Source organism: Kitasatospora sp. NPDC048662, from assembly GCF_055587065.1.
On record NZ_JBVJHA010000010.1, the window covers coordinates 141,372 to 162,403 of the forward strand.

At 73.4% G+C, this 21,032-nt stretch carries 21 protein-coding genes and 2 pseudogenes; 12 read left to right on the plus strand and 11 right to left on the minus strand.

Features of this window, described 5'->3' with window-relative positions:
- Positions 1-47: 47 nt before the first annotated feature.
- Together ACZ6R9_RS25130 and ACZ6R9_RS25135 are read right to left on the minus strand one after the other, a co-directional pair.
- Complete coding sequence (locus ACZ6R9_RS25130; RefSeq protein ID WP_380483680.1) at positions 48-689, minus strand: 3-oxoacid CoA-transferase subunit B; 642 nt, start codon at positions 687-689, stop codon at positions 48-50.
- Positions 689-1,456: a CoA transferase subunit A gene (locus ACZ6R9_RS25135; RefSeq protein ID WP_465540472.1), complete on the minus strand. Its 768-nt coding sequence runs from the start codon at positions 1,454-1,456 to the stop codon at positions 689-691. Before ACZ6R9_RS25135 ends, ACZ6R9_RS25130 begins: the two co-directional genes overlap by 1 nt.
- 263 nt (positions 1,457-1,719) lie before the next feature.
- Between ACZ6R9_RS25135 and ACZ6R9_RS25140 the strand changes: the two genes are divergently transcribed.
- Genes ACZ6R9_RS25140 through ACZ6R9_RS25165 form a run of 6 tightly spaced genes read left to right on the plus strand, consistent with a single transcriptional unit; the run spans position 1,720 to position 7,235 of the window.
- Positions 1,720-2,958, plus strand: a complete 1,239-nt coding sequence (locus ACZ6R9_RS25140; protein WP_380483684.1) for a substrate-binding domain-containing protein — start codon at positions 1,720-1,722, stop codon at positions 2,956-2,958.
- A 6-nt stretch (positions 2,959-2,964) separates the two neighbouring features.
- Positions 2,965-3,723 (plus strand): ABC transporter ATP-binding protein, encoded by a 759-nt coding sequence (locus ACZ6R9_RS25145; protein ID WP_380483686.1) that lies wholly within the window; start codon positions 2,965-2,967, stop codon positions 3,721-3,723.
- A complete protein-coding gene (locus ACZ6R9_RS25150; protein ID WP_380483688.1) occupies positions 3,720-4,457 on the plus strand; it encodes an ABC transporter ATP-binding protein in 738 nt (245 codons plus the stop codon). Before ACZ6R9_RS25145 ends, ACZ6R9_RS25150 begins: the two co-directional genes overlap by 4 nt.
- Entirely contained in the window at positions 4,454-5,320 is an 867-nt protein-coding gene (locus ACZ6R9_RS25155; RefSeq protein ID WP_380483690.1) for a branched-chain amino acid ABC transporter permease, read from the plus strand. Before ACZ6R9_RS25150 ends, ACZ6R9_RS25155 begins: the two co-directional genes overlap by 4 nt.
- Complete coding sequence (locus ACZ6R9_RS25160; protein WP_380483691.1) at positions 5,317-6,390, plus strand: branched-chain amino acid ABC transporter permease; 1,074 nt, start codon at positions 5,317-5,319, stop codon at positions 6,388-6,390. Before ACZ6R9_RS25155 ends, ACZ6R9_RS25160 begins: the two co-directional genes overlap by 4 nt.
- Positions 6,387-7,235 (plus strand): alpha/beta hydrolase, encoded by an 849-nt coding sequence (locus tag ACZ6R9_RS25165; protein ID WP_380483693.1) that lies wholly within the window; start codon positions 6,387-6,389, stop codon positions 7,233-7,235. The genes ACZ6R9_RS25160 and ACZ6R9_RS25165 overlap by 4 nt, the downstream gene beginning before the upstream one ends.
- Before the next feature lie 84 nt (positions 7,236-7,319).
- Here ACZ6R9_RS25165 and ACZ6R9_RS25170 read toward each other — a convergent pair whose 3' ends face one another.
- The 4 genes from ACZ6R9_RS25170 to ACZ6R9_RS25185 form a co-directional block, all read right to left on the minus strand.
- Complete coding sequence (locus ACZ6R9_RS25170) at positions 7,320-8,054, minus strand: choice-of-anchor P family protein (RefSeq protein ID WP_380483695.1); 735 nt, start codon at positions 8,052-8,054, stop codon at positions 7,320-7,322.
- A gap of 149 nt (positions 8,055-8,203) precedes the next feature.
- Complete coding sequence (locus ACZ6R9_RS25175; RefSeq protein WP_465540475.1) at positions 8,204-9,544, minus strand: glycosyltransferase; 1,341 nt, start codon at positions 9,542-9,544, stop codon at positions 8,204-8,206.
- Entirely contained in the window at positions 9,541-10,122 is a 582-nt protein-coding gene (locus ACZ6R9_RS25180; RefSeq protein ID WP_380483699.1) for an archaeosortase/exosortase family protein, read from the minus strand. The genes ACZ6R9_RS25175 and ACZ6R9_RS25180 overlap by 4 nt, the downstream gene beginning before the upstream one ends.
- Before the next feature lie 37 nt (positions 10,123-10,159).
- Positions 10,160-10,366 carry a hypothetical protein gene (locus ACZ6R9_RS25185; RefSeq protein WP_380483701.1) on the minus strand — a complete coding sequence of 69 codons (207 nt, stop codon included), beginning with the start codon at positions 10,364-10,366 and terminating at the stop codon, positions 10,160-10,162.
- Between the two features lie 931 nt (positions 10,367-11,297).
- Between ACZ6R9_RS25185 and ACZ6R9_RS25190 the strand changes: the two are divergent.
- Positions 11,298-11,507, plus strand: a pseudogene (locus ACZ6R9_RS25190) (UDP-N-acetylglucosamine 2-epimerase); the annotation flags it as partial.
- 591 nt (positions 11,508-12,098) lie between these two features.
- Here ACZ6R9_RS25190 and ACZ6R9_RS25195 read toward each other — a convergent pair.
- Together ACZ6R9_RS25195 and ACZ6R9_RS25200 are read right to left on the minus strand one after the other, a co-directional pair.
- Positions 12,099-13,358: a polysaccharide deacetylase family protein gene (locus ACZ6R9_RS25195; protein ID WP_380483705.1), complete on the minus strand. Its 1,260-nt coding sequence runs from the start codon at positions 13,356-13,358 to the stop codon at positions 12,099-12,101.
- Between the two features lie 227 nt (positions 13,359-13,585).
- Entirely contained in the window at positions 13,586-14,203 is a 618-nt protein-coding gene (locus ACZ6R9_RS25200; protein WP_380483707.1) for a DedA family protein, read from the minus strand.
- A 496-nt stretch (positions 14,204-14,699) separates the two neighbouring features.
- Here ACZ6R9_RS25200 and ACZ6R9_RS25205 point away from each other — a divergent pair, with 496 nt between their 5' ends.
- Positions 14,700-15,782: an LLM class flavin-dependent oxidoreductase gene (locus ACZ6R9_RS25205; RefSeq protein ID WP_465540478.1), complete on the plus strand. Its 1,083-nt coding sequence runs from the start codon at positions 14,700-14,702 to the stop codon at positions 15,780-15,782.
- Positions 15,783-15,786: 4 nt separating this feature from the next.
- On the opposite strand, the gene ACZ6R9_RS25210 is transcribed toward ACZ6R9_RS25205, so the two are convergent.
- Together ACZ6R9_RS25210 and ACZ6R9_RS25215 are read right to left on the minus strand one after the other, a co-directional pair.
- Entirely contained in the window at positions 15,787-17,688 is a 1,902-nt protein-coding gene (locus ACZ6R9_RS25210; protein WP_380483710.1) for a putative bifunctional diguanylate cyclase/phosphodiesterase, read from the minus strand.
- Between the two features lie 312 nt (positions 17,689-18,000).
- Entirely contained in the window at positions 18,001-18,426 is a 426-nt protein-coding gene (locus ACZ6R9_RS25215) for an OsmC family protein (protein ID WP_380483712.1), read from the minus strand.
- A gap of 317 nt (positions 18,427-18,743) precedes the next feature.
- On the opposite strand from ACZ6R9_RS25215, the gene ACZ6R9_RS25220 reads away from it, so the two are divergent.
- Together ACZ6R9_RS25220 and lepB are read left to right on the plus strand one after the other, a co-directional pair.
- On the plus strand, positions 18,744-19,100 hold the full coding sequence (locus ACZ6R9_RS25220) for a chorismate mutase (protein ID WP_380483714.1): 357 nt from the start codon (positions 18,744-18,746) through the stop codon (positions 19,098-19,100).
- A gap of 88 nt (positions 19,101-19,188) precedes the next feature.
- Positions 19,189-19,878: a signal peptidase I gene (gene lepB, locus ACZ6R9_RS25225; RefSeq protein WP_465540480.1), complete on the plus strand. Its 690-nt coding sequence runs from the start codon at positions 19,189-19,191 to the stop codon at positions 19,876-19,878.
- Positions 19,879-19,885: 7 nt separating this feature from the next.
- Here lepB and ACZ6R9_RS25230 read toward each other — a convergent pair whose 3' ends face one another.
- Entirely contained in the window at positions 19,886-20,080 is a 195-nt protein-coding gene (locus ACZ6R9_RS25230) for a hypothetical protein (protein ID WP_465540481.1), read from the minus strand.
- Positions 20,081-20,247: 167 nt separating this feature from the next.
- Here ACZ6R9_RS25230 and ACZ6R9_RS25235 point away from each other — a divergent pair.
- Positions 20,248-20,680, plus strand: a pseudogene (locus ACZ6R9_RS25235) (response regulator transcription factor); the annotation flags it as partial.
- Positions 20,681-20,689: 9 nt separating this feature from the next.
- Positions 20,690-20,989 (plus strand): YciI family protein, encoded by a 300-nt coding sequence (locus ACZ6R9_RS25240; protein WP_380483720.1) that lies wholly within the window; start codon positions 20,690-20,692, stop codon positions 20,987-20,989.
- Positions 20,990-21,032: the final 43 nt, after the last annotated feature.

The window sequence follows — 21,032 nt, forward strand, 5'->3', positions numbered from 1 at the left end:
GGGCGGTGGGCACGAGAGGTGCGCACCGCCCCGGTGGCGTCCCGGGCTCAGGGAGCGAGCACCTCGGGCTCCGTCGCCTCGCGGAGCTGCTCCAGGCTCACGCCGTCCGCGAGTTCGACCAGGCGGAGGCCGTCCGGGGTGACGTCGAGGACGGCGAGGTCGGTGACGATGCGGTGGACGACGGCGCGGCCGGTCGCGGGGAGGGTGAGCTCGTTCACGATCTTCGGGGTGCCGTCCTTCGCGGTGTGCTCCATCACCACGATCAGGCGGCGGGCCCCGTGGACGAGGTCCATCGCGCCGCCCATGCCCTTGACCATCTTGCCGGGGATCATCCAGTTGGCGAGGTCGCCGCTCGCGGAGACCTGCATCGCGCCGAGCACCGACACGTCGATCCGGCCGGAGCGCACCATGCCGAAGGAGAACGCCGAATCGAAGTACGCCGCACCGGGGTTGACGGTGACGGTCTCCTTGCCGGCGTTGATCAGGTCGGGGTGGACGTCGGCGTCCGCGGGGTAGGGGCCGACGCCGAGGATGCCGTTCTCCGAGTGCAGGACGACGTGCACGCCCGCCGGCAGGTGGTTGGGGATCAGGGTGGGCAGGCCGATGCCGAGGTTGACGTACTGGCCGTCGCGCAGCTCGCGGGCGGCCCGCGCGGCGAGCAGGTCGCGCGCATCCAGCAGGGTGCTCATCAGGACTCCTTCGGGGCGGGAGCGCTGACGGTGCGGCGCTCGATCCGGCGGTCGGCGGGGTCGGCGGCGACCACCCGGTCCACGTACACGCCGGGCAGGTGGACCGCGTCCGGCGGGATCTCGCCGGGTTCGACGATCCGGTCGGCCTCGACGACGGTGATCCGGCCGGCGGTGGCGCACAGCGGGTTGAAGTTGCGGGCGGCCGCGTGGAAGACGCAGTTGCCGTGCCGGTCGGCGATCTCGGCGCGGATCAGGGCGAAGTCCGCGACGATGGCCTCCTCCAGCAGGTAGCGGCGCCCGCCGAACTCGCGGACTTCCTTCGGCGGGGAGGCCAGCGCGACGGAGCCGCCGCCGGGCGCGTACCGCCAGGGCAGTCCGCCCTCCTCGACCTGGGTGCCGGCGCCGGCGGGGGTGTAGAACGCCGGGATGCCGGCGCCGCCGGCCCGCAGCCGTTCGGCGAGGGTGCCCTGCGGGGTCAGTTCGACCTCGAGTTCGCCGTTCAGGTACTGGCGGGCGAACTCCTTGTTCTCGCCGACGTAGCTGGAGGTCATCCGGGCGATCCGGCCCGCGCCGAGCAGCAGGCCGAGGCCCCAGTCGTCCACTCCGCAGTTGTTGGAGACCACCCGCAACCCGGTGGTGCCGGCGGCCACCAGCGCGCCGATCAGGGTGGACGGGATGCCGCACAGGCCGAAGCCGCCGACCGCGAGCACCGCGCCGTCGGGAATGTCCCCGACCGCGCGGGCGGGGGAGTCCAGGACCTTGTCCAAGGGGGCCACCTTCTCGAAGGGGGAGGGCTGACTGCGACCACCACACTCGCCGCAGGCCCCGGCGCTTTCCATGGCGGGCGACGCCATGGAGCAGGGCGGATCCATGTGTCCGCCGCACATCTCGGGGCAGCTGGCGCCGCAACATGTTGCGAGCCGACACAGAAGGGGCCGCCGATGCGTGCTTCCGCCACATGTCGCCTTCCGGGCGGCCCCCCTACGGTTCCCGCATCCCACCAGCACAGGTACGTCAGGAGCCCCCCACCATGTCAGTCACGGACGCCACCCCCAGACGACCCGCCCGCAAGCTCGCCGCGCTGGCCGCCTGCGTGCTGCTCGCGGCCGGCTGTGCCAAGGCCGGTACGGCGGGTACCTCGGCCGAGACGGGCGGGGGCGACAAGAGCCCGGTCAAGGTCGGCCTGGTGTACTCCAAGACCGGCCCGCTGGCGGCGTACGGCAAGCAGTACCTGGAGGGCTTCAAGGCCGGTCTGTCGTACGCCACCAAGGGCACGAACGCGGTGGACGGCCGCCCGGTGGAGATCGCCGAGCAGGACGACGCCGGCGACCCGGCGAAGGCGGTCTCCGCCGCCAAGGACCTGATCGGCAAGAACTACAAGATCCTGGCGGGCTCGACCGCTTCCGGCGTGGCCCTGCAGGTCGGCCCGATCGCGGCGCAGAACAAGGTGCTGTTCATCAGCGGCCCGGCCGCCGCCGACAAGGTCACCGGCCTGAACAAGTACACCTTCCGCTCCGGCCGGCAGTCCTACCAGGACACCAAGGCCGCCGCGTCCTTCATCGGCGACGCCAAGGGCAAGAAGGTCACCGTCCTCGCTCAGGACAACGCCTTCGGCCAGGCCAACGTGGCCGCCGTCAAGGAGGTCCTCGGCGCCGAGGGTGCCACCGTGGACGCGGTGCTGGCCCCGCCGTCCGCCACCGACCTGACGCCGTTCGCCACCCAGGCCAAGGGCGCCAAGCCCGACCTGCTGTTCGTCGCCTGGGCCGGCGAGACCGCCTCCGCGCTGTGGACCTCGCTCAACCAGCAGGACGTGTTCTCCTCGACCAAGGTCGTCACCGGCCTCGACGTGGCCGCCTCCTACCCGCTGTTCGGCCCCGCCGCCGAGAAGATCGACTTCCTGAACCACTACTTCTCCGGCGCGGCCGGCGGCACCGAGGCCGAGCTGGCGATGAACGAGTTCGTCACCAAGAACGGCTCCAAGTCCGACCTGTTCACCCCGGACGGCTTCACCGCCGCGCAGATGGTGGTGCACGCGCTGGAGGCCAACAAGGGCTCCGACGCGGACACCGACGCGCTGGTGAAGTCCCTGGAGGGCTGGAGCTTCGACGGCGTCAAGGGCAAGCTCACCGTCCGCGCCGAGGACCACGCGCTGCTCCAGCCGATGTTCCAGGTCAAGCTGACCGGCACCGGCGCCGCCGCCAAGCCCAAGGCGGAGAAGACGCTGCCCGCCGAGCTGGTCGCCCCGCCGGTCGCCAAGATGGCGGGCTGACCGCACATGAGCACCTCCGCCCCGGTTCTGCGGCTGGACGGCCTCGGCTGGTCCGTCCGCGGCGTCCCGATCGTCCAGGACGTCACCCTCGACGTCGCCGAAGGCGAGTTCGTCGCCTTCATCGGCCCGAACGGGGCGGGCAAGACCTCCCTGTTCAACCTGATCTCCGGGATCTATCCGGCCAGCCACGGCACCCTCCACCTGGACGGCGCCGACATCACCGCCCTGCCGGTGCCCACCCGGGCCCGGCGGGGCCTCGGCCGGACCTTCCAGACCTCCTCGCTGTGGCCCGGCCTGACCGTCGCCGACCACGTCCGTCTCGCCGCCCAGGCGGCAGCCGGCCCGTCCGCCTCGTACCGGATCTGGCGGCGCGCCGAGCGCTACCGGCAGCAGGTCGAGGAGACCCTGGAGCGCACCGGCCTCGCCGACCAGGCCGACGACCTGGCCGGCTCCCTCTCGCACGGCGGCAAGCGCAAGCTGGAGCTCGCCGTGCTGCTGGTGGGCGACCCCCGGCTGATCCTGCTCGACGAGCCCATGGCCGGGGTGAGCGCCGAGGAGGTGCCCGCCCTGGTCGAGCTGATCCGCTCCGTCCACCAGGAACAGGGCCGCACCGTCCTGATGGTCGAGCACCACATGGACGTCCTGCTGGGCCTGGCCGACCGGCTCGCCGTGATGCACCACGGCACGCTGCTCGCACTCGACACCCCCGAGGCCGTGATGGCCGACGAAACCGTCCAGGGGGCCTACCTCGGGGAGGCGTTGTGACCGAAACCCTGCTCGCGGTGCGCGAGTTGAAGGTGGTGATCGACGGACTGCACATCCTGCACGGGGTGGACCTGGACGTCGCCGCCACCGGAGTCACCGCCCTGCTCGGCCGCAACGGCGCCGGCAAGACCACCACCGTCAAAGCGGTCATGGGACTCGTCCCGCGCACCGGTTCGCTGGTCTTCGACGGCACCGACATCGGCAGGATGCCCACCCACCTGGTGGTCCGCCAGGGCATCGGCTACGCCCCCGAGGACCGCGGCATCTTCGCCGGCCTCAGCGTCGCCGAGAACCTGCGCCTCGCCGAACGCGACGCCAACCCCGCCTACGACCTGGTCTTCGAGCTGTTCCCCGAGCTGAAGCAGCGCCACAAGCAGGCCGCCGGCACCCTGTCGGGCGGCCAGCAGCAGATGGTCGCGATCGCCCGCACGCTGCTCAACGGCAACCGGCTGATCATCGCCGACGAGCCCACCAAGGGCCTCGCGCCGAAGATCGTCACCGAGGTCGCCGACGTGCTCGCCCGGGCCGCCGAGACCGTCCCCGTGCTGCTGGTCGAACAGAACCTGGCCCTGGTCCGCCGGGTCGCCGGCCACTGCGCCGTCCTCGCCGACGGCCGCACCGCCCACCAGGGCGACGCCGGTGAACTGCTCGCCGACGAGGACGCCGCCCGCCGCCTGCTCGGCGTCGGCAGCCACCGCCCCACCGCCCCTGATCCCGAGGTGTCTCCCCGATGAACACCGTCGTCCTGCTCGCCTGCACCGGACTCGGGCTCGGCGCGCTGTACTTCCTGGTCGCCTCCGGCCTCTCACTGATCTTCGGCCTGATGGACGTCCTGAACTTCGCCCACGGCGCGCTGCTGTCCATCGGCGCGTACGCCGCCTGGTGGGCCGCCACCGACGGCGGGCTCGGCTTCTGGCTGGCCGTCCCGTTCGGCACCGCGGTCGGCACCGCCGCCTCGGTGCTGCTCGAACTCGCCCTGATCCGGCCGCTGTACTCCCGGCCGCGCGACCAGATCCTCGCCACCGTCGGCGTCGGACTCGCCCTGCCCGCCCTGATCATGGGCATCTGGGGCGCCGACGCCCGGCCGTTCCCGCAGCCCGAGGCGCTGTCCGGCACGGTGCGGCTGCTGGGCGCGACCGTGCCCGTCAACCGTTTCGTGCTGATGGCCGCCGCGCTGATCGTGCTGGTGCTGCTGCGGCTGTTCCTGGCCAAGACCCGCTACGGGCTGATCGTCCGGGCCGGCGTCGAGGACCGGGCCATGGTCACCGCCCTCGGCATCGACGTCCGCAAGGCGTTCACCCTGGTCTTCGCCATCGGCGGCGCCGCCGCCTCGCTCGGCGGCGCGCTGGCCGGCCTGTACTTCGGCTCGATCAACCCCGGCCAGGGCACCGGCCTGCTGATCTTCGCCTTCGTGGTCGTGGTGATGGGCGGCATGGGCTCCGTCACCGGCGCGGCCGTCGCCTCGGTCGGCGTCGGACTCGTCCAGCAGTTCGCCAACTACTACACGGCAGCCGGCCTCGGTGACCTCTCCGTGGTCGTCCTGCTCGCCGTGCTGCTGCTCGTCAAGCCGCGCGGACTCACCGGGAGACTCGCATGACCACCCACCTCAAGCGCTGGTGGCCGCTCGCCCTGCTGATCGTCCTGGTGATCGCGCCGTACAGCACCCTGCCGCTGCCCGGCCTGCTGGACGGACCGCTCGGCAGCCCCGGCAGCCTCCAACTGATCGCCCTGTGCCTGGTCTACGGCGGCCTCGCCACCGGCTACGACCTGCTGCTCGGCCGCACCGGGCTGCTCTCCTTCGGCCACGCCCTGTACTTCGCCACCGGCCTGTACGCCACCGACCTGGCGATGCTGGAGTTCGGCATGGGCTTCGTGCCGGCCGCGGCGTTCGGCATCGTCTGCTCGATCGCGCTGGCGATGCTGCTCGGCTCGGTGTCGCTGAAGGTCACCGGCATCGGCTTCTCCATGGTGACGCTGGCGTTCGCGCAGGCCGGGGCGATCCTGGTGCAGCGCAACCCCGGCGGCCTCACCGGCGGCGAGGAGGGCCGCTCCGCGCCCGCCGAGCACCTGCCCGACGCGCTGATCGGCATCCAGAACACCGCCAACCTGTACTGGATCGCGGTGCTCTACCTGGTCGTCACGCTCGCCGTGGTGCACTGGACGGTCTCCTCGCCGACCGGCCGGGTCTGGGCCGGCATCCGCGAGAACGAGCGCCGGGTCGAGGTGCTGGGCCTGCGCCCGTACGGCTTCAAGCTGGTCGCGTTCACCGTGTCCGGCGGCCTGGCCGGCGCCGGCGGCGTGGTCTACCTGCTGCTCACCGGCGGCGCCACCCCGCAGGCCGCGAGCTCGGACGCGACGCTGGCGCTGCTGGTGATGGTGGTGCTCGGCGGCTCCGGCACCCGGTGGGGCCCGCTGCTCGGCGGCGTGCTCTACACCTGGGCGGCGCACCGGCTCGGCGACCTCGCCAACTCCGCGTCCATCGCCGAACTCCCGTCCGTGCTGCGGGTCCCGCTCTCCCAGCCGCTGTTCCTGCTCGGTACGCTCTTCGTCGCCGTGGTCTACCTGCTGCCCGGCGGTCTGGCCCGGCTGCCCGCCCGGCTGCGTGCGGGCCGGGCCGCCAAGGCCGCCAAGGTGTCCGTCACCGCCGTTCCGGAAGGCGCCGCATGACTCTCCCTCAGCACCTCACCGTCCCCGTGGACGGCGGTGACCTCGCCGTCCTGCACTGGCCGGCCGCCGCCCCGGACGCGCCCGTGGTGGTCGCCGTGCACGGCATCACCGCCAACGCGCTGGCCTGGGCCGGCCTGGCCCGTCTGCTCGCGGGCCGGGTCTCGCTGTACGCCCCCGACCTGCGCGGCCGGGCCGCCAGCCGCGAGCTGCCGGGCCCGTGGGGCCTGGGCCGGCACGCGGAGGACGTCGCCGCGCTGATCCGCCACCTGGACGCCGGCCCCGTCCGGCTGGTCGGCCACTCGATGGGCGCCTGGGTGTCGGCCATCGCCGCCGCCCGCCACCCCGAGCTGCTCGCCGACCTGGTCCTGGTCGACGGCGCGGTGACCTTCCCGTTGCCCGAGGGCGTCAGCGAGCAGGACGCGCTGGCCGCGGTGCTCGGCCCGGCGCTGGCCCGGCTCTCGATGACCTTCGAGAGCCGCGAGGCCTACCGCGCGTTCTGGCAGGCGCACCCCGCGTTCGCCGACTGGAACGACGAGCTGGACGCCTACACCCAGCGCGACCTGGTCGGCGAGGCCCCCGCACTGGTCTCCTCCTGCGTCCACGAGGCGATCACCACCGACGGCACCCAGGTCCTGCTCGACCCGGAGGCCGCCGACGCGATCCACCGCCTGACCGTCCCGACCCGCTTCCTGTACGCCGAGCGCGGCCTGCTGAACGAGCCGCAGGCGCTGTACGACGAGAGCCGGCTGGCGGCGGCGAAGGTCAGCGTCCCGACCGAACTGGTCGCCGACACCAGCCACTACTCGATCATCTGGGACGACCGGCTGGCCGAACTGCTGGTCTGAGCACGGCAGTTCGACGCCGGACAGCCGGGTGCCCGCTCCCTCCGACCTTGGAGACGAGCGGGCACCCGGCTGTCGGGCTTCCGGTCAGGCGCGGCGCCGCAGGTACATGGTGCCGAGCACGGCCGCGGCGGCCAGCGAACCGCCGATCACCCCGACCTGGGGGTTGACCATCGGGACGGTCGCGGCCGCCGGCGCGCCGCCGCACTCGACGTGGCCGACGATCACGTTGGCGCCACCGAGGGTGGGCAGCAGGGTGAGGTGCACGGCGTTGACGGTGAGCACCCCGTTGGCGTCGGTGGACTGCTCGTTGAGAATCACGTCGCCGAGGCCGGGCACGGTGACGCTGGTGTTCTTCGGGGCGTTCGCCTGCAAGGTGGTCGGGACGCCCAGGACGGTGACCGTGCCGCCCGCGATGACACCGTTGCCGGTGGCGCCGCCGGGGTCCGCGCTGCAGGTGGAGCTGACGCCGGTCAGGTCACCGGTCAGGGCCGGGCCGAGGGTGAGGCTCAGCCGGTCGACGGTGGCGGAGGCGGACGAAGTCCCGGTGGTCGGGTCGCCCGCGGTGGTGGCGGTGAGCGTGGAGTTGGTCGCGAACGGTCCGACCGTCAGGCCGATCTCGGTCTGGGTGCCGCCCGGCGGGTAGGTGGACAGCGGTTGCGGCGGGACGGCCACGTTGTTGTTCAGCGCGTCGGCCGAGACCACGTACGCCAGTGCCTCGGGGGAGGTGAGTGCGGCGAACGCGGGTGCGGCGGAGCAGAACAGTCCGCCGACGAGGGCCGCGCCGGCCAGGACGCGGGTTCGGGTGGAGACGGTGGTCACGGACGGACCGCCTTTCTGGTGGAGGGATGCCGTTTCCGATGGCTGGTGATCAATTCCCTGATGCGGCAAGGGATTTATGTGAAAAGTTGGGAAATCCGGTCGAATGGAGCAGCTGACCGGACCGCGGTGACGACATGTCTGACGCCACATCAATTCGCCGTGTCCGCAGCCGTCCGGGCGGTCTTGTGCCACCCCTGGTCCCCGCGCACCAGCCGCCAGAACGCCCGCATCGCGACCAGGTACGTCCCAGCCGCGTAGACCGCCAGCGCCAACCCGTAACCCAGCGCCGAACCCCGGCCGATGTCCCGCTCGCAGCGACGCCGGTACAGCGGCCCCCACACGGCGAACTCGGCCACCCCGAGCAGCAGGTACAGGCTCAGCAGCAGCGCGCCGCCGTGGGTGAGGAAGCCCACGGTGAACTCCGGGTAGGCCCAGGCGTGGTAGCCGAAGACCCCGATCGGCAGCAGGTAGGCGAACATCCCGACCACCTGCAGCCAGGGCTGCGCCATGAAGTAGCCCACCTCCAGGAAGCCGATCGCGCTGAACTCCCGGGAGCTCCAGATCCGCGGCAGGTACCGCGCGCACTGCATCGAGCCCTGCGCCCAGCGCACCCGCTGGGTGAGCAGCTGGCGCACGCTCCACAGCGCCTCCTGCTCGACCCAGGCGGTGGTGGTGTAGGCGTTGCGACGGCCGGCCAGCATCATCCGCAGCCCCAGCTCGAAGTCCTCCAACAGGGCCTGCCCCCAGGGGCTTCCGGTCTCGGCGGCGACCGCGCGCAGCGCGCTGAGCCGGTTGGCCTGCCCGTTGCCGCCGACGTTGACGGTGCCGGTGCGGCGGCGGGTGATCTGCATGGCGGAGATCGGCCCGCGGAATTCCAGGTCCTGGAGCCGGGCCAGCAGCCGGGCGCGGGCGTTGGCGACCCGGCCCCGGCCGGGCAGCGGCGCGGCCACCGACCGGTTGGACATCCGGACCTCCACCTGGACGGCGCCGATCGCCGGGTCGCCGAACGAGGAAGGCCCGGCCAGTACGTGCAGCAGGTTGGGCGAGGGGCGGCCGTCCGCGTCCACCACGGTCAGCACCACCCGGTCCGGGTCGGTGCCGGGCGGCAGCCAGTTCTCCAGCGCGTGGTAGGCGGCGTTCAGCGCGTCGCCCTTCCCGGTGCGGGCGGCCGGCAGCCGGCGCCGCACCAGGTGGACGGGCAGCCCCGCGGCGGCGCGCCGCAGCGCCACGTCCGCGGTGCGGTCCGCCGAGTGGTCGTCCACCACCCACAGCCGGGCGGTGGGGAACCGGTGGAGCAGGTGGTCGAGGGTGGCGCCGAGCACCGCCTCCTCGTCGCGGCACGGGATCACGAAGTGCCACTGGTAGTCGGACGGGTCGCCGGGGGCGTCGGGGCGGGCGCGCAGGAAGCCGGTCACGATCACCCCGACGTAGCCGAGGAAGCCGACGCCGAGGATGAAGGACAGGCACACGGAGAGGTCGAGCAGGCTCACGGGGCGACCTCCTCGGCGGAGCGGGAGCCACGGGCGACCACCGCGAGGCAGAGCAGCAGGGCCGCCAGCGCCGCGGCCATCATCAGCAACGAGCCGAACAGGACGTGCGTCCACTCGAAGCCGGCGCTGCCGTAGCGGTGCTGCATGGCGACGATCAGGGTGAGCCGGCCCAGGTTGGTACCGGCGATCAGCGTGAAGGCCAGCGCCAGGGCCAGCAGCAGCCGTCCCGGACGGCGGTGGCCGAACACCAGCAGAAGGCCGAGGACCAGGGCGAACGGCGCGATCAGCAGGGCGCTGCTGCACCCCGTGGTCAGCGCGATGCCCTGCTCCAGGTGGTCCGGCCCGCCCGCGTACAGCACCGGTGCGCTCGGGCTCGGCAGCAGCAGGGTGCGCAGCCCCAGCAGGTGGGCCGCCACCTGGGCGACGGCGGTCAACTCCAGGTTGCGGTACATGTGTTCGCCGCCGACCAGCAGGCCGGCCAGGGCGAGGGAGAGCGGGCCGCACACCATGCCGAGGCGGCCGGGGCGGGAACGGGCGGTCGGCCGGGCCGGCAGCCCGGAGAGCGCGGTGGCAGGCATGGGCGGCTCCACACGAGGGGCGGACGGGCGGAAGCGGTCAGGGGCGGCGGCCGGGGCGTTCGGCGTCGGGGCGTTCGGATCCGGGGGTGGCGGCCAGCCGGCCGCGCCGCACCAGCAGCACCCCGATCAGCAGCAGGCCGGTGGCCGCGGCGGCGGCCAGGCCGAGCCCGGGCGATCCGGTGGAGGCCAGCACCCCGCCACCGGCCGCGACCGGCGGGATTCCTCCGACATGGGGTCCGTACACGGCTGTCTCCTCTCGTCCCGGCCCGGCGGGTTCCAGGCCGACGCCAAAGGTGACTGCCGGGCCGATGATCAGACCGCCTTGACGCGCGGGTCGGCGGGAAGTCCACACGGACGCCGCACCCGGCGGCGCCCACCGACGCCCGGCCGTTGCGCCGGGCGGGTGGTCCCGGGGCGCGGCCGAAAGGCAAAGGCGCGCGCGTGGCGCTCATTGACGGGGCGTCACGACCACGGACCGCCGTTCAAGAGCCCGCCCGCCGATAGCTCGACGCTCGGTTCCGCCGTCCCGTCCCACCCGCGAGTGGCACGACCTCCCGCGACCCCCGGAACCCGGCCGGAAGTCGTCAACTCGGCGTCCTCGCCCGAGTGTTGGGTTGGCGCGCCTGCCTGATGCGGACCGGGCGGCGCGGGCGGATGGGCGGTGTGGGCGGCGGGCCGCGCGGCGGGTAGATTGGCCCGGAAATCGCCAACTCAGCCTCATAGCACGGCTGTTGGGTTCCTGTGCCTGCCTGGTGCGGGCCGGGCAGTGCGGGGATCCGCCCTGCGCCACTGGCTGGGCGGTGTGGGCGGCGAATCGTGCGGCGGGTAGATCGGCGGGAATCGTCAACTCGGCGCCCTCGCGCGGCTATTGGGTTCCTGTGCCTGCCTGGTGCGGGCCGGGCAGTGCGGGGATCCGCCCTGCGCCACCGGTTGGGCGGTGTGGGCGGCGAATCGTGCGGCGGGTAGATCGGCGGGAATCGTCAACTCGGCGCCCTCGCGCGGCTATTGGGTTCCCGTGCCTGCCTGGTGCGGGCCGGGAAGTACGGGGATCCGCCCTGCGCCACCGGTTGGGCGGCGTGGGCGGCGAACTCGGCCGGCACTTCGCCGCACACCCGCCCGCCGCCGCGAGCGCCGTCGCCGGGGCGCTCGGCGCGCGCTGCGCGGGTGTCCCGGTCGTGCACGTCGAAGCGGGCCTGCAGTCCTTCGACTCCGCGATGCCCGAGGAGGCGAACCGGCGGGTCGTCGCCCCGCTCGCCGATCTGCACTGCGCGCCCACCCGGACCGCCGCCGACCACCTGGCGCGCGAAGGTATCGACCCGCGGCGGATCCTGATCACCGGTTGCACCGTGGACGAGCTCGCCGCCCGCGCCGTGCCGGCCCGGTACGGCGTCCGGCCCGAGAACTACCTGCTGGCCATCGTCCACCGGCCCGAGAACACCGGCGACCTGGGCGGCTTCGCCCGGTCGGGCCGCCCGCCCGTGCCGCGTTCCCGGCGTCGGCCCGGTACTGCCAGCTGCTGGTCTCCGACTCCGGCGGCGTCCGGGAGGGGTGCGCGGTACTCAAACGGCCCCCGGCGGTGGTCCCGCGACTCCACCGGGCGCCCGGAGGCGGTGCGGGCCGGGGGGTCCGACCGGCCCGCGCCGGGGCCGAACTCGCTGCCGTACTGCGCGAGTTGCTCGCCGAGGTGCCCTCCCCGTGCGGCGATGGGCAGGGTCCTGGGCGAGCGCCACCGCCCGACTGGCCCGTGCCGGGGCCGAACTCGCTGCCGCGATACGCGAGTTGCTCGCCGAGGTGCCCTCCCCGTACGGCGACGGGAAGGCGTCCCGGGCGAGCGCCACCGCCGTCCGGGCCCGCTACCCGCAGCGCGCCCCGGCCGCCGTACCGCGCGCCCCGGCCGCTGTAGCGCGTGCCCCGGCCGCCGTAGCGCGTGCCCCGGCCGCCGTATCGCGCGGCCCGGTGCCCGGGGCGAAGGGGCGTCAGGCGGTGCCGAGGAAGCTCTGCCAGCCGGCGGCCGGGGCCTGGCCGACGCCGAGGGTGCGCAGCTTACGGAGCGTGGACTGGTCCTGCGCCTCCAGCCACTCGACCAGCTGCTTGAACGAGACCAGACGGACGTCCGGCTTGCCGGAGATCTGCTTGAGGGTCTCCTCGACGGCGTCCATGTAGATGCCGCCGTTCCACTGCTCGAAGTGGTTGCCGACGAAGAACGGCGCGCGGTTGGTGGTGTAGGCGCGGTTGAAGCCCGCCAGGTAGGAGTCCCGGGCCTGGTCGCGCCACTCGTTGTACTTGGCCGGGTCGCCCTTGGTGGTGCCGGCGGACTGGTTGGCGAGGATGTTGTAGTCCATCGACAGCACCTGGAAGCTGTGCCCGGGGAACGGGATGCCCTGCAGCGGGAAGTCCCAGATCTTGGCGTCCTGCACCTTCTGCGGCCAGATCTGCTGCCCGCCGGGCGAGCTGGCGTCGTACTTCCAGCCGAGCTTGGCGGCGGTCGGCAGCAGCGACTTCTGGCCCTCCAGGCACGGGGTGCGGCCGCCGATCAGCTCCTTCTTGTAGTCGAAGGGCAGCGGGTCGACGTCGGTGAAGCCGGTGTTGGTCTTCCACTGGGTGACGAAGGAGACCGCCTGCTCGATCTCGCTCTCCCAGTCCTCCGGCGACCACTTGTTGACGCCGTTGCCGTCCGAGCGGGTGGAGCAGAAGTGCCCGTTGAAGTGGGTGCCGATCTCGTGGCCGGCCAGCCATGCCTGGCTGATCAGCTTCAGCGTGTTGCGGACGGCGTTCTCGGAGAGGAACGGAATGTCGGAGGCGCCCTGCGAGTGCTTCGGCGGGTGGTACAGCGAGGCCTTCTCCTTCGGCAGCGCGTAGATGCCGGAGAGGAAGAACGTCATGGTCGCCTTGTGTTCCTCGGCGAGCTTGAGGAAGCGGGTGAACTGGCCGTCGTCGGTGCCGCCCGCGCCGTCCCAGGAGAACACCACGAACTGCGGCGGCGCCTCGCCGGGCTTCAGCTTCTCGGGCTTCGGCTGGTTGGGCTGCGGGCCGGTGTCGGCGTTGGAACCGTCGCCTATCGGGGTGCCCTTGGCGCTGGACTGGCCGGGCGCGGGCTTGCTGCCGCCCGTGCCGGTGCCCGCGTCCGAACCCGGGCGGCCGCCCGCACCGCCCCCGCCGGAACAGGCCGCGACGGCCCCCAGGGCCGCGGTGGCCGCCGTGGCGGACAGCACTGTCCTGCGCGAGATGGTGCTCATGGTCTCCCCTGCCGCAGTGGGCCCGGCCAGAAGAAGATCCGGACGCCGGCCGCGGCTCCGGATGGTCAACTTCTGGCAAACTCGGACAATTTGACGGTTTCGCCATCCAAGGATGGCATGCCCGGGACGGGCGGTCCAACGCCGCCCGCCCTCAACCGGTCACCACGCGGGCCGGGTTCGCCCGGCTCCCGCCAGGGCCGTCCTGTTGCCGTCCTGGGACACAGACCCTAGACGAGTTCGCCCTCGACCAGTACGGCCAGGCGGCGGCGCCGTCGCACCAGTTGGACCACCAGGGTGCTGATCGCCGTCGCCGCCAGGCTGGAGATCGCCAGGCTCAGCCACTCGGTGTCGAACCAGTGAAGGTTCAGCCAGCCGAGGCTGACGATGTACGCCGCCCACACCACCGCGGACACCGCCGACCAGCGCAGGAAGGTCCATGGCCGGTGCGGGGAGTGACCGACCGCCAGGTCCAGCACCGTCCGCCCGGCGGGGACGAAGCGCGCCACGATCACGATCGCCGCCGCCGTCCGGCTGGTGGTGCGGGCGGTCAGCGCCCGCTGCACCCGGCTCACGTTGGCCGCCAGCCGGGGGCGGCGCGCCAGCCGCCGGTTGACCGCGGGCGCGCCGCGCCGGGCCAGGTTGAGCAGCAGGATGTCGCCGAGGAAGGACGACACCGCCACGCCTGCGGCCAGCGGCAGCGGCGAGCCGCCCATCTGGCCGGTCTTCAGCACGGCCAGGATCACCAGCGTCCCGCTGGGCAGGAACGGCAGGAAGGCGTCGCCGAGCACCGCGACCAGAGCGACGGCGCAGTACCACGCCGGTGCGATGACGGCGTTGGCGTCCAAGGTTCTCTCCCTCCAGCCCGCCCGGGGGAGAGGCAGCTGCAACGAGGGTCAACGCTAGCGCGGACACCTTTCATCACCTGAAGCACCCCCGTGTGGCATGTCGCACACGCGTCCGGGAATGCTGAGAGCCCCCGGCGGGGTGCCGCTGCGGGGGCCCGGGGAGGACCGGCGGAGCTGGTCGAGCCCGCCGATCCGTGCGAATGCGCGGAGCCGGTAGGTTCTCCGCCGCGATGCACCAGCCTGCCGCATCCCCCGGGCCCGGCTCGATCCTTCCGGCTGGCGACTTCCCGCGCTGGCGCGAACTCGCCAGCCGATCGGGATCCCCCGGGCCCGGCTCGATCCTTCCGGCTGGCGACTTCCCGCGCTGGCGCGAACTCGCCAGCCGATCGGAGGCCGGCACATTCGCGGCGGGCGGCGGGAACAGCCCGGCCGGCCGGCGGGTTGTGCTCCGACGAACGCCCGGGCGCCCGGCCGGGGCACCAGGAGGACGCACCGCATGAGCAGCGCACCGGAGCCGACCGAACAGCACCCCGGCGAGGACGACCGGATCCGCGGCCGGGCGGCCGGCACCGCCCCCGCCCCGCTCTCCATCCTGGACCTCGCCACCGTCGGCACCGGCCACACCGCCGGCGAGGCACTCGCCGCCACCACCGAACTCGCCCGCAGCGCCGAGAGCTGGGGCTACCACCGGTTCTGGGTCGCCGAGCACCACGGCATGCCCGGCGTCGCCTCCTCGGTGCCCGCCGTGCTGCTCGCCCACCTCGGCGCGCACACCAGCACCCTGCGGCTCGGCTCCGGCGGCGTGATGCTCCCCAACCACGCCCCGCTCTCCGTCGCCGAACAGTTCGGCCTGCTGGAGGCCCTGCACCCCGGCCGGATCGACCTCGGCCTCGGCCGCGCCCCCGGCACCGACCAGGCCACCGCCCGGGCGCTGCGCCGCGGCCTGGCCGACGGCGCCGAGGACTTCCCCCGTCAACTCGCCGAACTCACCCACTTCCTGGACGGCGACTTCCCCGACGGCCACCCGTACGCCCGCCTGGAGGCGGTGCCGCGTTCGGCCGCCCGCCCGCCGATCTGGCTGCTCGGTTCCTCCGGCTTCTCCGCGCAGCTCTCCGCCGGGCTCGGCCTGCCGTTCGCCTTCGCGCACCACTTCAGCGCCGCCAACACGGTGCCCGCGCTCGACCTGTACCGGGACACCTTCCGCCCGTCCGAGGTGCTGGCCGAGCCGTACGCGCTGATCGGGGTCAGCGCCGTCGCCGCCGAGAGCACCGAGCGGGCGCTGTGGCTGGCCCGCTCGGCCGGCCTCGGCATGCTGCGGCTGCGCCAGGGCCGGCCCGGGCCGATCCCCACCCCGGAGGAGGCCGCCGCGCACCCGTACACCCTGGCCGAGGCGGACTTCCTGGAGTCCTGGCTGGCCAACGTGGTGCTCGGCACCCCGGCCGAGGTGGCCGAGGGCCTGGAGGCGCTGCGCCGGCGCACCGGGGCGGACGAGCTGATGGTGACCTCGCACATCCACGGCCACCGGAACCGGCTGACGTCCTACGGGCTGATCGCCGAGGCGTACGGGCTCACCGGCTGACGGTTCACGAACGGGGGCACTCCCGCAGTATCTCGGCGATCCGCTCGGCCGTGCCCGGGCGGGCGAAGTACCAGCCCTGGGCGGTGTCGCAGCCGGTCTGCCGCAGGCGCTCCGCCTGGGCGGCGTTCTCGATGCCCTCGGCGGTGACGGTCAGGCCCAGCGCGTGCGCCAACTGCACGACGGCGCCGACGATCTGCTCGTCGGCGGCGCGCCGCCGTCCGCCGTCGCCGGGGGAGCTCTCCCGGAACGCCTCGATGAAGGTGCCGTCGAGCTTCAGCGCGTGCACCGGCAGCCGGGACAGGTAGGCGAGGTTGGAGTAGCCGGTGCCGAAGTCGTCGATGGCGATCCGCACGCCCATCTCGGCGAGCGCCTGCAGTGCCTGCAGCGGACGTCCGCTCGGGCCGAGGATCGCGCTCTCGGTGATCTCCAGTTGCAGCAGCCGGGCGGGCAGCCCGGTGCGCTCCAGCACCTCGGCGACGTCGGCGACCACGTCGGAGTCCCAGATCTGCCGGGCCGCCAGGTTGACCGACACGAAGGTCTCCGCGTCGGGGAACTCGGCCAGCCAGCGCCGGGCCTGACGGCAGGACTCCTCCAGCACCCACTTGCCGAGCGGCACGATCGCCCCGGACTCCTCGGCGAGCGGGATGAAACGGTCCGGCGACAGCAGCCCGTAGCGGGGGTGGCGCCAGCGCACCAGGGACTCCGCACCGTGCACCGTGCCGTCCGTCAGGCCCACCAGCGGCTGGTACTCGACGGTGAACTCGCCGCGCTCCACGGCCGGGCGCAGCGCCGTCGCCAGCAGGTGCCTGGTCAGCTGGTCGGCGCCGCGGTCGCGGTCGTACAGCGTCCAGCGGGCGCGGCCGTCGGCCTTCGACCAGTACAGGGTGGAGTCGGCGTCGCGGATCAGGTCGGTCGGGGTGGAGCCGCGTACCGGGCGCTCCACCACGCCGATCGAGGCGGTCACCGTCAGGCGGTGGCCGGCCACCTCGAAGGGCCGCTCCAGGGCGTCCATCAGCCCGGCCGCGAGGTGGGTGAGCTGCTGGTCGCCGCCGCTGTCGGTGACCAGCACGGCGAACTCGTCGCCGCCGAGACGGGCCACCAACTGGCCTTCGCCGTCGCCGAATCCGTGCTCCAGCCGGGCGGCGACGGCGACCAGCAGCTGGTCGCCGATGTGGTGGCCGAGGGTCTCGTTGATGGCGGCGAACCCGTCCAGGTCGACGTAGCACAGACCGATCCGGCGCTCGCCGTCCCGGACGCCCGGCCCGGCCTGTCCGTCCGGCTTGAACGCCGCCTCGAGGCGCTCGTAGAACAGCGCCCGGTTGGGCAGCCTGGTCAGCGGGTCGTGCAGCGCCTGGTAGGCGAGCCGGTCGCCGAGCTGTCGCTGCTCGGTGATGTCCTCGACCATGACCAGCGTGTAGTAGGGGTGGCCGGCCCCGTCGCGGATCAGCGAGACGGTGACCCGGCCCCAGACCTCGCGCCCGCTGCGGTGCTTGAGGCGTTTCTCGGTGCGCATCCGGTCGCGTTCGCCGCGCACCACTTCGCGGTAGCGCTTCCGGGACGGGTCCTCGGGGTCGATGATCCGGTGGATGTGCATGCCGGGCAGCTCGGCGGTCTTCCGGCCGAGCATGGCCGCGAACGCCGGATTGCCCTCGATCACCAGGTCGTCGGCGTCGATCAGCGCCATGCCGAAGCCGGCGTCGGAGAACGCGGCGCGGAAACGCGACTCGCTGGCCCGCAGCGCGTCGGCCAGGTGCACCGCGTCGGCGCTCAGCGAACTGCCGCAGGCGGCGCAGGTCTGGGGCGGGCCCTCGGCCACCCCGGCGGAGTGCGCACCGCTCTGCGGGTGCGGCGCTTCGGGCCGCCCACCCCGATGGTGTGCGTCGGCCCCGACGTTCCGGCCCGGCACGGCACGCTCCCGTCCGCTGCTGCCACTGACTCACGGCCGACACCCATTGCGGGCGGAGACCGGCCCGCGGCCCCGCTCCGTCCGCCGGACCCCGGCCGGCGACCGGGGAGCTGTCGGCGGCCTCGGGCCACGTCCGCCGATCATAGGCCGCCGGTGTAACTGTGCGCGACCGGCGGCGGGACGATTTGGTTGAAATGCCCGCAGATGTGACCCGACATTACGTGCGAGACCCCCGGCGGGCACCGGATTCGGTGCACGCCGGGGGCGTACGCCCCTGCTCACCCGCCGTGACGGAGGGCAGGTCGGGGCAGGTCAGCCGAGGGTGGCGCTGAGCGTGATGGTGGTGCCGGTGAGCGCCTGGCTGACCGGGCAGTTCGCCTTCGCGTCCTCGGCGGCCTTCACGAAGCCCGCCTCGTCCAGGCCCGGGACGGTGCCGATCACGGTCAGGTGGATGCCGGTGATGCCGGTGCCCGGCTGGAAGGTCACGTTCGCCGTGGTGGTCAGCTTCTCCGGCGGGGTGCCCGCACCGGCCAGGCCGTGCGAGAGCGCCATCGAGAAGCACGCCGAGTGCGCGGCCGCGATCAGCTCCTCCGGGCTGGTCTTCCCGTTGGCCGCCTCGGCCCGGGACGGCCAGGACACCGGGTACTCGCCGATGCCCGAGGAGTCGAAGGTCACCAGGCCCTTGCCGTCGAGCAGGTTGCCCTCCCACTCGGTGTGCGCGATGCGGGTCGTTGCCACGATCAGGTACCTCCTGTTGGGGGAACTGCCGGTCGAACTGCTCCACCCACGACCGCACTTGCGGCCGCGGCCCGCCCAGCCTACGGCGCGCACCGCCGCCCGGTGGGCGAACGGCGCGCCGCCGCGCCCGGGGGGCGTCCGGTGGCCGTCCGGGGGGTTGTCCGGGAGCCGTCCCACATCGCGGAACGCGGCGGTGATCAGGGCGAAAGCGACGGGTTTGCCCTGTTAGATTGGCCGTTCGCCCGCGCCCGGGACGGCCCGTCCGCCGCACCCCGCCGCGCCCGGAGCCCACCCGCACCCGCATCGGAGCCGCCCCCATGACGGACCAGCCCACCACCTCCCCGGCGGAGACCTCCTCGGCGGAGATCGACGGTGCCGTGCGGGCGGAGCTGACCCGCCTGCGCGAGTCGATCGACAACATCGACGCCGCCGTCGTCCACATGCTCGCCGAGCGCTTCAAGGCCACCCAGCAGGTCGGCCGCCTCAAGGCCGAGCACCGGCTGCCGCCCGCCGACCCGGAGCGGGAGCGCCGGCAGATCGCGCGGCTGCGCGAACTGGCCGTCAGCGCCCACCTCGACCCGGTGTTCGCCGAGAAGTTCCTGAACTTCATCATCGCCGAGGTGATCAGGCATCACGAGGCGATCGCCGGCGACAGCGGCCGCCCCGAGAACTGAACGGGTGTGTCCGGTCCGCGTAAGGGCCGGATTTCCTCCCGCCCGGCGCGCGGGTTAGCGTGCTGTTCCTCGTAAGGAGGCGGTGTCGGTGTCGGTTGCGGTGACCGAGGAGACCACGGCGCAGGAGCAGGGCTGGCGCAGGCGCCGGCCCTGGTACGTGGAACTGCCCGTGATGATCGCCGTCGGCCTGGTGGTCGCGGTGGTGATCAAGTCCTGCCTGTTCCAGATGTTCTCCATCCCGTCCGGCTCCATGGAGAACACCCTGCAGGTCGGCGACCGGGTCGCGGTCAACAAGCTTGCCCCGCTCACCGGTTGGAAGCCCGAACCGGGCGAGCCCGTGGTCTTCAAGGACCCGGGCGGCTGGCTGCCGCCCGCCCCGAAGGACAGCAACGCCTTCACCGGCGCCGTCCACTCCGGCCTCAGCGCGATCGGCCTGCTGCCACCCGGCGACGACTACCTGGTCAAGCGGGTCATCGCCACCGGCGGCCAGACCGTCGCCTGCCGCGGCACCACCCTCAGCGTCGACGGCCAGCCCGTCTCCGAGCCCTACCTGCACCCCGGCGACGACTCCTGCGCCGGCCTGGACTTCGGCCCCATCACCGTCCCCGCCGGCCACGTCTGGGTCGAGGGCGACCACCGCAGCGACTCCGCCGACTCCCGCTACCACCGCGACGGCCCGGCCGGCGGCGCCGTCCCCGTCGACAACGTGGTCGGCCCGACCGCCGCCGTGGTCTGGCCCCTCAACCACTTCACCTGGTTCGGCTGGACCGGCCGCTGACCGCCCGTCAGACCGGCACGCCGTGTCGCAGCCGGACTGCGCAGCCCGCCACGACGGCCGCCGACAGCAGCACCGGCGCCCCGGTCTCCGCCCACTGGAACGCCCGGTAGCGCCCGGCCGGCTGACACGCGACGCGCTGCGACAGGTGCATCGCGTCGATCGCGTCCAGGCACCGCTCGGCGGGGCGGCGGACGGCCCGCACACCTCGGGGGCGGTCGGCGTGAACGGCCGGCCGTCGGCGCCCAGCGTCCGCACCGACACCACCCGGGCGCCCGGCAGCGCCACGTCCGGGCGCAGCCGGGCAGCCCGCTGGAGTCGTACAGGTCCGCCAGCCGGCGGCCGGTGGGCAGCAGGACGGCGCAGGCGGCGTTTCTGGTGCTGACCACCTTCGACCTGGACGACTACGCGTTCGCGGCGCTCCGCGCGGGCGCGGCCGGGTTCCTGCTCAAGGACACCCGGCCGGCCGAACTCCTGGAAGCGGTACGGGTGGTGGCCGCCGGGCAGGCGCTGCCGGCACCCCGGGTGACGCGACGGCTGATCGAGGAGTACACCCGCCGCCCCGCCTCCGCGGTGGTCCCGGCGGCGCTCGCCGGGACCACCGAACACGAACGGGAGGTGCTCGTCCTGGTCGGGCTTCGGCCTCTCCAACGAGGAGATCGCGGCCCGCCTGCACGTCAGCCTGTCCACCGCGAGGACCCACCTCGGGCGGCTGCTCCAGAAACTCACCGCCCGGGACCGGGCCCAACTGATGACCGCGGCCTACGAGTCGGGCCTGATCCGGCCCGGTGCCGCCGCATCCTAGGATGATCGGGTGTTCATTCTTGAGCTGACCTACACCGCCCCGCTGGAGCGCATCGACGCGCTGCTGCCCGCCCACGTCGCCTGGCTGGAGCAGCACTACGCGACCGGCACCTTCCTCGCCTCCGGCCGCAAGGTTCCCCGAGACGGCGGCGTCATCATCGCCGTCGCCGAGAGCCGGGACGCCATCGAGGCCCTGGTCGCCACCGACCCCTTCAGCCAGGGCAACGCCACCGAATACCGCATCACCGAGTTCATCCCCACCACCACCGGCCCCGCCCTCGCCCCCCACCGCCAGACCCTCCCGGCCTGACGCCGGCAACGCCTTCGGCGGGTGGCCGGGCGGAGTTCGGGAG